Raw genomic sequence first — 16,575 nt, 5'->3', positions numbered from 1 at the left:
AAGTAGATCTTTTACAAAACGGTAAAGTAGTAGACACAAAAGAAGTAACAGCGGCAACAGAATGGAAGTACACATTTGAAAAGCTCCAAGCATACGATGCAAACGGAGTGGCATACAAGTATGAAGTGAAAGAACAAGCAGTACCAGGATATGAATCTAAAGTAAGTGGTACTGATATCACAAATACAAAAGTAGGCAAAACAAAAGTAGAAGGAACGAAGACATGGAACGATGGAAATGCAACAGACCGTCCGACGATGATCAAAGTAGACTTACTACAAAACGGGAACGTGATTCAAACACACGACGTACTAGCAGTAATGGGTTGGAAATATATATTCGCGGATCTAGAAGCATATGATGCGGAAGGAAAGGCTTACGAGTATACAGTAAAAGAACAGCCAGTACCAGGATATGAATCCAAAGTAAGTGGTACTGATATCACAAATACAAAAGTAGGTCAAACAAAAGTAGAAGGAACGAAGACATGGAAAGATGATAACGCAACAGATCGTCCGGAAATGATTAGAGTAAATCTTTTACAAAATGGTACAGTGATTGCGACGCAAGAAGTAAGCAAAGCAACAGATTGGAAATATGAATTCAAAGATTTAGCAGCGTATGATGTAAACGGAGTAGCGTATAAGTATGAAGTGAAGGAACAACCGATAGCAGGATATGAATCCAAAGTAAGAGGTTATGACATTACAAATACAAAAGTAGGCGAAACAAAGGTAGAAGGAACGAAAACGTGGAACGATGATAACGCAACAGATCGTCCGGAAATGATTAAAATAGACCTTTTACAAAATGGTACAGTGATTGCGACGCAAGAAGTAAGCAAAGCAACAGATTGGAAATATGAATTCAAAGATTTAGCAGCGTATGATGTAAACGGAGCAGCGTACAAGTATGAAGTGAAAGAACAGCCAGTAGCAGGATATGAATCTAAAGTAAGTGGTACTGACATCACAAATACAAAAGTAGGCGAAACAAAAGTAGAAGGAACAAAGACATGGAAAGACGATAACGCGAAAGATCGTCCGGAAATGATTAAAGTAGACCTTTTACAAAATGGTACAGTGATTGCGACGCAAGAAGTAAGCAAAGCAACAGACTGGAAATATGAATTCAAAGATTTAGTAGCATATGATGCAGAAGGTAAGGCATACAAATATGAAGTGAAAGAACAGGCAGTACCAGGATATGAATCCAAAGTAAATGGTACTGACATCACAAATACAAAAGTAGGCGAAACAAAAGTAGAAGGAACGAAGACATGGAAAGACGATAACGCAACAGATCGTCCGGAAATGATTAAAGTAGATCTTTTACAAAATGGTACAGTAGTAGATACAAAAGAAGTAACAGCGGCAACGGAATGGAAGTACACATTTGAAAAGCTCCAAGCATATGATGCAGACGGAGCAGCGTACAAGTATGAAGTGAAAGAACAAGCAGTACCAGGATATGAATCTAAAGTAAATGGTACTGATATCACAAATACAAAAGTAGGCAAAACAAAAGTGGAAGGAACGAAGACATGGAACGACGGAAATGCAACAGACCGTCCGACGATGATCAAAGTAGACTTACTACAAAACGGGAATGTGATTCAAACACACGACGTACTAGCAGTAATGGGTTGGAAATATATATTCGCAGATTTAGCAGCATATGATGCGGAAGGAAAGCCTTACGAGTATACAGTGAAAGAACAAGCAGTACCAGGATATGAATCCAAAGTAAGTGGTACTGACATCACAAATACAAAAGTAGGTCAAACAAAAGTAGAAGGAACGAAGACATGGAAAGATGATAACGCAACAGATCGTCCGGAAATGATTAAAATAGACCTTTTACAAAATGGTACAGTGATTGCGACGCAAGAAGTAAGCAAAGCAACAGATTGGAAATATGAATTCAAAGATTTAGCAGCGTATGATGTAAACGGAGTAGCGTATAAGTATGAAGTGAAGGAACAACCGATAGCAGGATATGAATCCAGAGTAAGTGGTACTGATATCACAAATACAAAAGTAGGCGAAACAAAAGTAGAAGGAACGAAAACATGGAAAGACGATAACGCGAAAGATCGTCCGGAAATGATTAAAGTAGATCTTTTACAAAACGGTAAAGTAGTAGACACAAAAGAAGTAACAGCGGCAACAGAATGGAAGTACACATTTGAAAAGCTCCAAGCATACGATGCAAACGGAGTGGCATACAAGTATGAAGTGAAAGAACAGCCAGTAGCAGGATATGAATCTAAAGTAAGTGGTACTGATATCACAAATACAAAAGTAGGTCAAACAAAAGTAGAAGGAACAAAGACATGGAAAGACGATAACGCGAAAGATCGTCCGGAAATGATTAAAGTAGACCTTTTACAAAATGGTACAGTGATTGCGACGCAAGAGGTAAACAAAGCAACAGACTGGAAATACGAATTCAAAGATTTAGCAGCGTATGATGAAAATGGAGTAGCGTATAAGTATGAAGTGAAGGAACAACCGGTGGCAGGATATGAATCCAAAGTAAATGGTACTGACATCACAAATACAAAAGTAGGCGAAACAAAAGTAGAAGGAACGAAAACATGGAAAGACGATAACGCAACAGATCGTCCAACAATGATCAAAGTAGACCTTTTACAAAATGGTAAAGTAGTAGATATAAAAGAAGTAACAGTAGAAACAAACTGGAAGTATACGTTTGAAAAGCTCCAAGCATACGATGAAAATGGAGTAGCGTACAAGTATGAAGTGAAGGAACAACCGGTAGCAGGATATGAATCCAAAGTAAGTGGTACTGATATCACGAATACAAAAGTAGCGAAATTGACAGTAGAAGGAACAAAAACGTGGAACGATAACCAAGCAACAGATCGTCCAAGCTCGATTAAAGTAGACCTTTTACAAAATGGTAAAGTAATAGATACAAAAGAAGTAACAGCGGCAACAAACTGGAAATATGCATTCGCGGATTTAGAAGCATATGATGAAAATGGAGTAGCGTACAAGTATGAAGTGAAGGAACAGCCGGTAACGGGATACGAATCTGACGTACACGGTTATGACATCACAAATACAAAAGTAGGCGAAACAAAAGTAGAAGGAACGAAGACATGGAACGATAACCAAGCAACAGATCGTCCAAGCTCGATTAAAGTAGACCTTTTACAAAATGGTAAAGTAGTAGATACAAAAGAAGTAACAGCAGAAACAAATTGGAAGTACACGTTTGAAAAGCTCCAAGCTTACGATGCAAAAGGTAAGGCATATAAGTATGAAGTGAAAGAACAGCCAGTAGCTGGATATGAATCCAAAGTAAAAGGTACTGATATCACAAATACAAAAGTAGGCGAAACAAAAGTAGAAGGAACGAAAACATGGAAAGACGATAACGCGAAAGATCGTCCGGAAAAATAAAAGTAGAAGGAACGAAAACATGGAAAGACGATAACGCGAAAGATCGTCCGGAAATGATTAAAGTAGATCTTTTACAAAACGGTAAAGTAGTAGACACAAAAGAAGTAACAGCGGCAACAGAATGGAAGTACACATTTGAAAAGCTCCAAGCTTACGATGCAGAAGGTAAGGCATACAAGTACGAAGTGAAGGAACAGCCAGTACCAGGATATGAATCAAAGGTAAATGGTACTGACATCACAAATACAAAAGTAGGCAAAACAAAAGTAGAAGGAACAAAAACATGGAAAGACGATAACGCGAAAGATCGTCCGGAAATGATTAAGGTAGACCTTTTACAAAATGGTACAGTGATTGCGATGCAAGAAGTAAGCAAAGCAACAGGCTGGAAATACGAATTCAAAGATTTAGCAGCGTATGATGCAGAAGGAAAGGCATACAAGTATGAAGTGAAAGAGCAAACAGTACCAGGATATGAATCCAAAGTAAGTGGTACTGACATCACAAATACAAAAGTAGGCGAAACAAAAGTAGAAGGAACAAAAACGTGGAACGATAATAACGCAACAGATCGTCCGGAAATGATCGAAGTAGATCTTTTACAAAACGGTAAAGTAGTAGATACAAAAGAAGTAACAGGGGCAACAGAATGGAAGTACACGTTTGAAAAACTCCAAGCTTACGATGCAGAAGGTAAGGCATACAAGTATGAAGTGAAAGAACAAGCAGTTGAAGGATATAAATCCAAAGTAAACGGTTATGACATCACAAATACAAAAGTAGGCGAAACGAAAGTAGAAGGAACAAAGACATGGAACGATAACAATGCAACAGATCGTCCAAGTTCAATTAAAGTAGATTTACTACAAAACGGTAAAGTAGTAGACACAAAAGAAGTAACAGCAGAAACAAACTGGAAGTACACGTTTGAAAAGCTCCAAGCATATGATGCAAACGGAGTAGCGTACAAGTATGAAGTGAAGGAACAACCGGTAGACGGATACAAATCCGAAGTAAAAGGTTATGACATCACGAATACAAAAGTAGGCGAAACAAAAGTAGAAGGAACAAAAACGTGGAACGATAACAATGCAACAGATCGTCCAAGTTCGATTAAAGTAGACTTACTACAAAACGGTAAAGTAGTAGACACAAAAGAAGTAACAGCAAAAACAAACTGGAAGTACACGTTTGAAAAGCTCCAAGCATACGATGAAAATGGAGTAGCGTACAAGTATGAAGTGAAGGAACAACCAGTAGCTGGGTATGAATCCAAAGTAAAAGGTTATGACATCACAAATACAAAAATCAAGGACGAGCCAAATGTAGATCCGAAAGATCCAAGCACAGATCCGAAAGATCCGAAAGATCCAAAAGATCCAAGTACAGATCCGAAAAATCCAAACACAAATACAGGCAACAATAGCGATTCAAAAGTTCCACCTACTACAGAAAATGATAAGCCAACATTACTTCCTAACACAGGTGGAACATCAGCAGGAATGAGTTCAATTCTTGGAGGTATGGTATTGTTCCTTTTAGGTGGAATCCTACTCGCTCGTCAGCGAATTAAATAATAAAAAAGCTTTAGATTATTGATTACACTGTAATCTGAGTAGCTGACAAATTAAAAAATTACTATTGATATTGCTCCCTTTAGGTAAGTATTCAAAAACACTTCACAATAAGGTGAAGGGAAGAATGCAACCTGAAGGGTTTTTTTTATAGAAAAAAGGGAACAATTTCAAGGTGGACTCAATCAGTGGCTCTAAAACGATAACAAAACCGTTTTTAAGAAGCCCATTATCATTGGACCATAAGCTTAGAGCGTGGTATCTCATGTAATTTAAGGTCAATGCTATGTTTCATTAAGTTTTGGATGAATGCATAGCCATTTTTATGGCTAATTTAGAAATAGCATATTGTAAAGCTTTGTTCTTGAGTAGCTGATGCAACGTTTATTTTAGGAATGAAGGCATTAGTTCCTGAAGTTCAAGTTAACACAACTGCAAGAGCACCTTTTTATAATTGAAAAATCTTCTCATTAGATGTAATCAATAGTATTTAAATTTTTTATTCTACATAATGCTATGTGATTTATATCTTTTATTTATATATTACGATTTTAATTATACACCATAATACCATGTAATGAATATGCTTTTATGCATATTTATTTTTTCTTAATAAATAGCCACCGATTAATCGGTGGCTTGAAATAGTATTAAGCGGCTTTCTCTCCTGTTTTTACGGTGGATTGAAGGCTATTATAGACACCTGTACCAATAACCTCTAATGCCATTTTCATACGTTCAGGTGAAATGTTCTCAAATACGTTATCTTGAGGTGTGTGATATACCTTCTCGATATGATAGATTAATGGATTCCAGCTATCGACACCCATCCAAATAAATAGAGCAGCAGGAATACCAACTTCAGCAAATGGTACGTGATCACTAGAGCCGAATTTTCCTTGCAGTACGAGGTCATTATTTAACTGTTTACCTGCTTGCAAGGCTGCGTCTGTTACAAGGTTTGGAGAACCGTTAGGCGTCATAGCATATAAATTCTTTGCTTTATCGTAATTTGTTGCAACCATGTCTGCGTTAAAGACACCTAAAATTCGATCGCGTTCTTTTTGGGACAGACTATTAACATAATAATCGGAGCCAAGTAAGCCAGTTTCCTCAGAACCAAAAGCAATAAAGCGAATTTCTTTATCAGTTTCTACATTTTGAAAAGCACGAGCTAACTCTAATACTAATCCTGTACCAGAAGCATTATCGTTTGCTCCAGGTGCTCCAACGACACTATCATAGTGCGAACTTACAACGACAGCTTTTTCATTACCTGTACTGTTTTTTGGTTTCTTTTTAGCAATAACATTTAGAGATGTTAAATTAGATTCATGTCTTGCTTTTAGGGAAAGAATTGTTGTCCCTTTTTTAGCGATTTCTTCTTTAAATGCATTTCCTTGCGCATAAGCAAGACCAAAGACAGGGATAGACTGCTTTTTCGTTAGGCGGGGATTGAAAGTTTGTCCGTAGTTCCCACGTCCACCAATTAAACTGTATAAAAGAACACCTTTTGCTCCTTTGCTAACAGCATTTTCAACTTGTTTATTATAGTCTGCAACTGTTGTTCCTCTTTCGAATAGAACAATTTTTCCATTTACTTCATTTGGGATATCCTCTAATTTTGTCCCACCTTGAACAAAGATAAGAGGAGCTGTAACAGCTTCTGTAGAAATTAGTGCGTTAGGGGCAGCACCAGCTTGCCAATTACGCTTTGTGGATAATGGTGATTCAATAAAGCCAACGTATTGATCAGGCACTTGAAATGGTTGATATTCTACTTCATAGCCCATTGATTTAAGTTGCATACCAACGTAGCGCGAAGCCCATTCTTCTGATTTTGTTCCACCAGGGCGAGGACCAATTGTTTCGGATAAGAAACGGATATGTTCGATAGCGCGGCTTGCATCAACTTGTTTTGTGATAGATGAAGTCTGTGTGATTTCTGAAGTGGAATCAGCTTTGGCTTGTCCAATCGGAGCTAAGCTAACAGCGAGTGATACAGCAAGCAAAGAGCTTACTATTTTTTGTTTTAAAGATTTTTTCATTTTTTCCTCTCCTATTCTTCTATTCTCTCTGACTGACAAAAGAAGACGGATAACGACTTCATTTTACCCTTATTTTTATTATTTTTCAATATTCTGACATTGAGAAACAAAAAACTCTATATGCATATTTGCATATTTTTGACGGAGATATGTATGCTATCATTTTAAATGAAGGTTCGCTTTCTGTTTGGAAAGCTCCTACATTGCATGAATCTAGTGTACCCAAACTTTAGATTATGTAGAGAAAAGAATCCACTGTAGGGTTTCTTTTCTCGTGTTTGAATCATGTGATGATAAATATGTTTCCGCATTTCATAATTATCATCAGTGATATATGTAAGGCATCCATATGAAAATACGAGGCTGTTCAAAGGTTTTCCGTACTTTTGGACAGCCTCACCCCGTTAAAAGAACGATACTCTATGTATCGTTCTTTTTTTGCATAAAAAAACCCCCAATCAAATGTTCATTTGATTGGGGGTGAAAAACTATTAATAATATTTTTTTCGTTTTGTAGCTAAAATACTTAACAATCCAGCTAGTAGAAGTACGATACCTACTGTTTGGATAGGATCTTTTTTGTGACCTGTATTTGGAAGTTCTTTACCCGTATTTCGGTCATCTGGCTGTTTGTTTGTATGTGTTTCAGGATTTCCTTTTTCTAGCTCTTCGGAAGTTTCTTTACCATGTGTTTCAGGATTTCCTTTTTCTAGTTCTTCGGAAGTTTCTTTTCCTGTTTCCTCTTCTTTATTCGGAGGAGTGATTGGTTTATCATCTCCACCTGATGAAGAATCAATCTTTTTATTTGAGACTGTAATTTGTAGTGGTGCAGCTTGGGCTTTTTCAATTATAAAGCTTATTGGTGATGCATCTAATTGATAGCCAGTAGGAGCCTTTGTTTCCACTAATTGATAATTACCAGGTTTCAAATCATTTATGATTAATTTGCCATGTCGGTCTGTTTTTAAACCTTCTCGTACTACTTTTCCATCTTGATCTAAAATATTGAAAATGGCACCTTCAAGTGTTCCATGGTGCTCAATATCAACTTTAGTTAACTCCATTGAACCTGTTGTTAAACTATTTAAAGCTGTAACAGAAGTAACTTGAGATTGTCCTTTCGTAATTGTGAAAGGAATTGGCTTAGCGCTTAAATCGTATCCAGTAGGAGCCTTCGTTTCAATAAACTGATAGTCTCCCGGACGTAAATCAGAAACAGAAATTTTTCCATCTTTATTAGTAGTTAAATCAGAACGAATGTCGTTTCCGTTCATATCAACGATTTTAAAGATAGCTCCTTCAAGAGTAGAGCCGTCGATGTCATCGACTTTAGTTAATTCAACAGCGCCTTTAGTTAAGCTATTCGTAGCAGTAACAGAAGCTGTAGCTGTTTGGCTCTTTTCAACAGTAAACTTGAAAGGGTTTGGATTTAAGTCGTAATGCTTAGGAGCTTTCGTTTCAATAAACTGATAATCTCCTGGACGTAAATCAGAAACAGAAATTTTTCCATCTTTATTAGTAGTTAAATCAGAACGAATGTCGTTTCCGTTCATATCAACGATTTTAAATACAGCGTCTTTAAGAACAGAACCGTCGATGTCATCGACTTTAGAAAGTTCAACAGCGCCCGTAATTAAGCTATTTGTAGCAGTAACGGAAGCGATTTTTTCTTGTCCTTTTTTAACTGTGAATTTAATAGGTGTTTCGTTTAAGTCATAGTGATTAGGAGCTTTTGTTTCGATAAACTCATAGTCTCCTGGCGGTAATTCATCCACAACTAAACGGCCATTTTTATCAGTAGTTAAATCGGTACGAACATCGTGTCCATCCTTATTAACAATTTTAAATACTGCACCTTCAAGTGTTGTGTTTTCTTCAACATCATCAACTTTAATTAACTCCACACTACCTTTCGTTAAGCTGTTAGTAGCTGTAACGAAGACGTGTTTTGTTTGACTTCTTTCAATTGTGAACTTAATAGGATTTTCATTTAAGTCATAATGTTCCGGAGCTTTTGTTTCAATAAATTGATAGTCTCCAGGTTGTAAGTCTTTAGCGATGATTTTTCCGTCTTTATTGGTAACTAAATTCGAACGAATGTCGTTGCCGTTCAGATCAGTAATTTTAAATACCGCACCTTCCAGTGTTTCTTTCGCATCTAAAGAATCAACTTTCGTTAATTCAACGCCACCCTTAGTTAAGCCATTTTTAGCAGTAACAGAAACGTGAGCTGTTTGGCTTTTCTCGATAGTGAAAGGAATCGGTGTTTTATTTAAATCATAATCTTTCGGAGCTTTCGTTTCAACGAATTGATAATCTCCTGGTCGTAAATTAGAAGCAGAAACTTTCCCGTCTTTATCAGTAGTTAAATTCGTGCGAACAACTTTACCTTTCGCATCAATGATGTTAAATACTGCACCTTCAAGTGTTGTGTTTTCTTCAACATCATCAACTTTAATTAATTCTACCGCGCCTTCAATTAAGCTGTTAGTAGCAGTGACTTGTAGCTTCTCTGCTTGGCTTTTCTTAATTGTAAATTTAAGCGGTGTACTGTCTAATTTATAGTGTTCAGGAGCTTTCGTCTCAACGAATTGATAATCTCCTGGACGTAAATCTGGAACAGAGATTTTTCCAGCTGCATCTGTCGTAAGATTAATGTGAACATCTTTGCCATTACTTAAATCAATGATGTTAAATACTGCGCCTTTAAGGGCAGTGCCATCGACGTCATCCACTTTAGAAAGTTCAATCGCACCTTTTGTTAAACTATTTTTAGCAGTAACAGAAATCGGTTCAGCTTGTCCTTTTTCAATAGTGAAAGGAATCGGTTCTTTATTTAAATCGTAGTGTTTCGGAGCATTCATCTCGATGAATTGATAATCATCTGGACGTAAGTCAGAAACGTTAATTTTACCTTGTGAATTTGTTGTAAGATTTTCGCGAATTACAGTACCCTTCATATCAACAATGTTAAATACTGCGCCTTCAAGAGTGGTACCGTCGACGTCATCCACTTTAGAAAGTTCAACGCCACCTTTTGTTAAACTATTTTTCATAGTAACGGTAGCAATATCTTTTTGGCTTTTTTCAACTGTAACTACAATTGGGTTTTTGTCTAAATCATAATGTTTAGGAGCCGTTGTTTCGATAAATTGATACGTACCAGGACGTAAGTTTTCAACAACGATTTTTCCTTCATTATTTGTTTTTAAATTTGTTTTAAGCACTTTCCCGTTTTGGTCTAGTAAATTAAATACCGCATCAGAAAGTTTTATTTGATCGTTTAGATCATCCACTTTAAGTAGTTCAATACTACCTTGTTGTAAGCTATTTTTAGCATTTAAAGAAATAGCCTTCTTCTGTCCTTTTTCAATAGTAAAATTGATTGGTGTTTCATCTAAAACGTAATGCTTAGGAGCTTGCGTTTCGATGAGTTGATAATCACCCGGACGTAGGTCATCGATTTCGATTTTCCCTTTACTATTTGTAACAAGATCTTTATGAATTATAGTACCTTTCATATCAACAATGTTAAATACTGCGCCTTCAAGTTTTGTGTCATCGATGTCATCAACTTTAGAAAGTTCTACTGCACCCTTTGTTAAAGCATTAGTAGCAGTGACATGAAGAGTTTCAGTTTGGCTCTTTTGAATTGTAAATACGATAGGTTTTTTATTTAAATCGTAATGTTCAGGAGCAATTGTCTCAACGAATTGATACGTACCAGGGCGTAAGTTTTCAACAACAATTTTACCTTCGTCATTTGTTTTTAAGCCCTCTTCAACTAGCTCTCCGTCTTTATCTAATAAATTAAATACAGCATTAGCAAGTTTATTGTTTGTATCGATATCATCAATCTTTGTTAATTCAACGCTACCTTTTTTTAACGTGTTTTTACCTGTAACAGTAATTTTTTTCGTTTGACTTCTTTCAATTGTAAATGGAATCGGTGTTTCGTCTAATACATAATGTTCAGGAGCCATTGTTTCAATAAATTGATAGTTTCCTGGACGTAAATTAGAAACCAAAATGTCACCATTGTCGTCTGTAACAAGGTTTGTGCGAACTTCAATTCCATCCATATCAACAATTTTAAAGATTGCACCTTTCAGCATTGTACGATCGATGTCATCAATTTTCGTTAATGTGACTGCACCTTTTTTTAAGCTGTTAGTAGCAGTAACAGTAATGTTTTCTTTTTGACTTTTTCCGATAGTGAACGGAATAGGATCGTTGCTTAACGTATAGTCTTTTGGAGCTTTTACTTCAACAAACTGATAGTCTCCAGGGCGTAAATCAGAAGCGGTAACTTTACCGTGCTCATCGGTAGTTAACCCTTTACGAACTACCTTTTTAGTATCATGAGCGTCCACAATGATAAATTCTGCACCTTCAAGAGTAGCGCCATCAACATCATCCACTTTTGTTAAAGTAACGCCACCTGTAAGTAAACTATTTTTTACAGTGACAGGGACTGCAAGATCATCCTTGTTACCTTTTTTAATCGTGAACTTAATAGGTGTTTGATCTAATTTATAATGTTCAGGAGCTGATGTTTCAATAAATTGATAATCTCCTGGTGCTAAATCAGGAATAACTAATACTCCATAATCATCTGTTTTTAAATCTTTCGCAATTTCTTTGCCAGTTGCGTCTTGTAATGTGAACACTGCGCCGGCAAGAGTGATACTACTTTCCACATCATCTTCTTTAATAAGTTTAACTTTTCCTTTCGTTAAACTATTTTTAAATGTAAGTGGAAGGAGTTTTTGTTGTCCTTTTTCGATTGTAAATTCAATAGGTTCTACATTTACATCGTAATAAGTTGGAGCCTTTGTTTCGATAAGCTTATAGTTACCAGGGCGTAAGTCATCTACAACTAATTTCCCTTCACTATTCGTAACAAGGTTCGTACGAGCATCTTCATTCGTATCTCTATTAACGATTTTAAATACTGCCCCTTCAAGTTTTTCCTTTTCATCTGCAGCATTCACTTTTGTTAATTCAATACCGCCTTTTGTTAAGCTGTTTTTAGCAGTAACAGTAGCCGACGTCATTTGACTTTCTGTAATCGTAAATTTAATTGGATTTGTATTTTTATCGTAATACTTCGGTGCTGTTACCTCGATAAATTTATAATCGCCAGGGCGTAAGTCAGTAGCGATAACTTTACCATCCGTACCAGTTTTTATATTTTCGCGAATGACTTTCTTTTCATCATTAGCATCAACAATTTTAAATACTGCCCCTTCAAGAGCTGTACCGTCGATATCATCAACTTTTGTTAATTCAACATCTCCTGGTTTTAAAACATTTTCAGCTTTCACAAGTAGAGTTTCTTTTTGACTTCTATCGATTGTAAATGGAATCGGTGTTTCGTCTAGTACATAATGCTCAGGAGCCTTTGTTTCAATAAATTTATAGTTACCAGGACGTAGCTTATCAGCTTTTGTTTTTCCATCAGCATCTGTAGTTAAGTCAGTACGAACGTCATTATTATTTACATCGACAATTTTAAATACGGCACCTTTTAGAGGGTTTTTATCACCGAATTCATCCACTTTGAATAATTCGACTTCTCCTGTTTTTAAACTATTTGTTGCTGTAACAGTAGCAAAAGACTGTTGGCTTTTATCGATTGTAAACTCGATAGGATTTGCATTTAACACATAATCCTTAGGAGCTTCTGTTTCAATAAATTTATACGTACCAGGCTCTAAGTCTTTAATAGTTACTTTACCATCCGCACCAGTTTTTACATTTTCGCGAATGACTTTCTTTTCATCATTAGCATCGACAATTTTAAATACAGCACCTGCAAGAGCTGTACCATCGATATCATCAGTTTTTGTTAAAGTGACGCCACCTTTAATGAGGTGATTCGTCGCAGTAACAGTAACTGCTTTCTTTTGACTTTTTACAATTGTAAACTCAATCGGTTTTTTATCTATGTCGTAATCTTTCGGTGCTTTTTCTTCGACAAATTGATAGTCTCCAGGGCGTAAATCTTTTGCTTCAATTTGTCCCTGATCATTTGTCGTTAATTTTTCATAACCGGGAACTTTTATGTTGTTCCGGTCTCTTACACTGAACTCCGCACCAGCTAAAGTTTTTCCATCTTTATCGACTTTTGTTAAAATGGCCGATCCTGGAATCAAACTATTGGTTGCAGTTCGGTTTACTACAGTCGTTTGATCTTCTTTGATTGTAAATTTAATAAGTGTACTGTCTAATTTATAATGCTCAGGAGCAGTTGTTTCTTGTAAGTAGTAAGTTCCTGGTTTTAAATTATCTACAGTAATTTGTCCTTTATCATTTGTTGTTAATTCTTTATGTTCAGGAATAACCTGTTTGTTTTGATCAAGTAAAGAGAAAACAGCATGTTCAAGTGTTTCCCTACTCGTAGCATCAGTCTTTGTAAGTACTACTTTCCCGACAAACTTCTTATTTGTAAGGGTATATTTTGTAATTTCTTCAGGACCTAGCTCGACAAGTATACCTTCTTTTAATTCTTTACTAATTACATAACCTTGAGGTGCTTTCGTTTCTTTAATTAAATATTTATCACGTCGTAAGTTGTTAAACTTGGCGACGCCGTCATCACCTGTTGTAATTGAACGAATAGCGGTTGTGCCTGTCTGATCATATAAGGTAAATTCTGCTCCGGCTAATGGTGCTTTTCTATCTTTGTCATCAACCTTTATAATTTGAAGACTTCCGCGTCCTTTATTAGCAGAACCACCCCCAGATCCAGAAGATACTTTAACTACCTTTTCTTCTGTTGTTTCAACCTGGGTTAATGTTAAACGATTACCAGTAATCTTCACTTTATTGCTCACTGTCTCATTATTGTCTGCATTAATGAGTGAGCGATATTCTAAAATATAAGCTCGATTAATGGTATGAAGAAATTCAACTTTAAACTGTTGTTTTCCTGTATCGTTGTCTGTTGTTACTTTGAGTTTATAGTCTGTTCCTTCTTTTAATTCATTTGCTGTATCTTTTGTTAAAATGCCATCCACGGCTACTGTTGTTGGATATAGGTGGAAGGACTTTTCATCAAGAATTTGATTGTCTGTTGGGTTATCCGTTACGACAGCATTTTCAATAGTTGATTGACTCGGATTAATGGAAACACTCCAATCAATATACTTGTCATTTTGTTTTGCTGTTTTCGTAACACCGCTACCACCGTTTGTGATCTCAAATGCACCATGGATAGTAGTAACAGTTTTCGATCCATCTTTTAAATCGGCATAATTATCGTAGCGCTTATTAATTTGTTCGCCTACAAGTGAAGTTTTAAAGCTAATATAATATGCAGAATTAATTTCGTTTTTAAAATGAACCGTTAATGTATTGTTGTTATCTTTTGTTGGATTTTCTATCGTATATTCGCTAGGAGGAACAGGATCGCCTACTTCAAATCCATGTGCACCACCAGTTAATTGCATATGTCGAACTTCAATAGATTCCGGTATTAATTTTTGGTTATCTCTTAATACATCAACGATAGAAGGATCCTTAATCGTTCTATTATTATAGTTAAATCCAATGTCCCATTTAATTTCTTTCGTTTGGGCATTGTAAGAACCGTATTTAAATCCATTTCCTTTTGTATAGCCGTCAGGATCGAATTTATCATTGGAGGAACTATTTTTATCGTCCCCATTTATGTCTATCCATGATAAATTGGCTGTATTTTTGAATGATTTATTTTCATTCTCTTTAGATAGAGTTTCGTAATTAAAGTCTGTTGTGTATGTGATAGTTAAAGTTTTATCCATATTAGACTTGTAAATACCAGCTAACTTTACTTCGAATCCCTTATCGGTTACATGAAGTGTGTAGTCATCCCCTAATTTAAGTACATTTGATCCGTCAGTAATCTTGAAACTATTTTCCTGTAATGTTAGACCACCAAAGTCAAATGTATCCTTGATAACAGCATCGTTTAACACATATTTGTTATCATTTACAACAATTGTCCATTTTGTTGTTTTCGCATTGTAATCTGTATCGCCTGCATTTTTATTATGTTTCTTTATGATATTTTGTTGCTGTAGTGTAACTTTGTTTGTCTTACTTGAGCCACCATCTGCGATAATTTCATTTTTAATTTCTCCATCTGTTATGACATCACGCGCAGCTTTTGATGTGTAAGTAATTACATAGGCGCTATCAATATCTTCATTAAATTGTAAATCAAATCCCTCAGTTGTTTCTTTTACTGTGAAATTTGTAGCCTCGTTACCAGTAACAAGTTGCCCTTGATCATTATAAGAAGCATTTTTTACAACAATAGAACTTTGATCAATTTTATGATCCTTATCTAGAATATCTTTTAAAAGAGCAGCCTCTTTTTTGATCTTTCTTTGGTCACCGTTGTAAGTGATTTTCCATTCAATCGTTTGCGTTTTTGGGTTGTACTTACTAGTTTTTTCTAGATGCGTACCGCGTGATACAGTTACAGTTGAATTTGTAGATACACTGCCTTGATTATCACTGGATACCTTTGCATTGTTTTTGAAGCTAGTAACACTTTCATCTGTAATCTTTGTCGCATATTCAATTTCATATGCTTTATTCGTTTCCTTTTTAAAAGCGATATTTAATTTATTAGAGGATGAAGTCAGTTCATATTCTTCTTTAGGAACTTCTGCACCACGAGTTGTGTTCCCGTTAATATCTACTTCTAAATAGTAAACCTTAATAGAATCTTCGTTGAGATTTGTCCCATTTGGAATGTCATCTTGAAAGACGGCATTTATAAGTTTATCTTTTGTCTTGTTCATTTCTACTTTCCAATTAATTTGATTCGTATTAATTGGTCTATCAGGTACACCTTTTTTATCTATCGATTTTGTTACTTTAGGTTTGAAATCAAGCTCAATAATAACGTCTTTTTCTTTAATAGGGAATGGGATTTGTTTTTCTGTAGTCCCTGTGATTTTTACTTCATTAAACTCCGTACGAATGTTTAAATGTCCAGCGATATTAGGATGATCTTCAACATATTCGTTAAAAGTCATCGTTACTTTGCCATCAGGCGTAACAACGAATGATCCAATCGTATGTCCTGTTCCATCTATTAAATCTTCTGTAATGGTATTGTGGACAATAAAGTATTCTGGGAGTTGGAAAGTGTAGTAATCATCTTTTTTGACGTTCAGCGATTTTAAAACTTCCCATGTAAAATCGATTTGGGTAATAGAATCTGGACTTGGGCGATTATCCGTATTATTAAATGGCTTACCATCTTTATCCGTTAGTGTGACACCTGTTAAAATATTTTCTGTAATTTGCTTAGGTGATGGGTCTGGATTATCAACAGGCTGTTCTGTTGTGTTATCACCAGGATTATCCGTAGGTTGCTGAGCATCGCCGTTCTTTTGCTCTTCCGTAGGTTGCTGAGCATCGCCGTTCTTTTGCTCTTCCGTAGGTTGCTGAGCATCGCCGTTCTTTTGCTCTTCCGTAGGTTGCTGAGCATCGCCGTTCTTTTGCTCTTCCGTAGGTTGCTGG

The 16,575-nt window shown here is 36.0% G+C and carries 2 protein-coding genes and 1 pseudogene; 1 reads left to right on the top strand and 2 read right to left on the bottom strand.

Features of this window, described 5'->3' with window-relative positions:
• A pseudogene (locus tag DN390_RS02605) lies at nucleotides 1-5,008 on the top strand (Cna B-type domain-containing protein); the annotation flags it as partial.
• Between the two features lie 647 nt (nucleotides 5,009-5,655).
• On the opposite strand, the gene DN390_RS02595 reads toward DN390_RS02605, so the two are convergent.
• Both DN390_RS02595 and DN390_RS02590 read right to left on the bottom strand, forming a co-directional pair.
• Nucleotides 5,656-7,053, bottom strand: coding sequence for a M28 family metallopeptidase (locus DN390_RS02595; RefSeq protein ID WP_060632982.1), 1,398 nt, complete (start codon nucleotides 7,051-7,053; stop codon nucleotides 5,656-5,658).
• A 491-nt stretch (nucleotides 7,054-7,544) separates the two neighbouring features.
• The coding region (locus DN390_RS02590; RefSeq protein ID WP_147806511.1) for a SpaA isopeptide-forming pilin-related protein at nucleotides 7,545-16,575 on the bottom strand (9,031 nt) is incomplete at its 5' end.

Origin of the sequence: Bacillus sp. SH7-1 (genome assembly GCF_008042405.1) — a bacterium.
Lineage (GTDB): Bacteria > Bacillota > Bacilli > Bacillales > Bacillaceae_G > Bacillus_A > Bacillus_A thuringiensis_N.
This window is presented reverse-complemented; position numbering and strand designations above follow the sequence as displayed.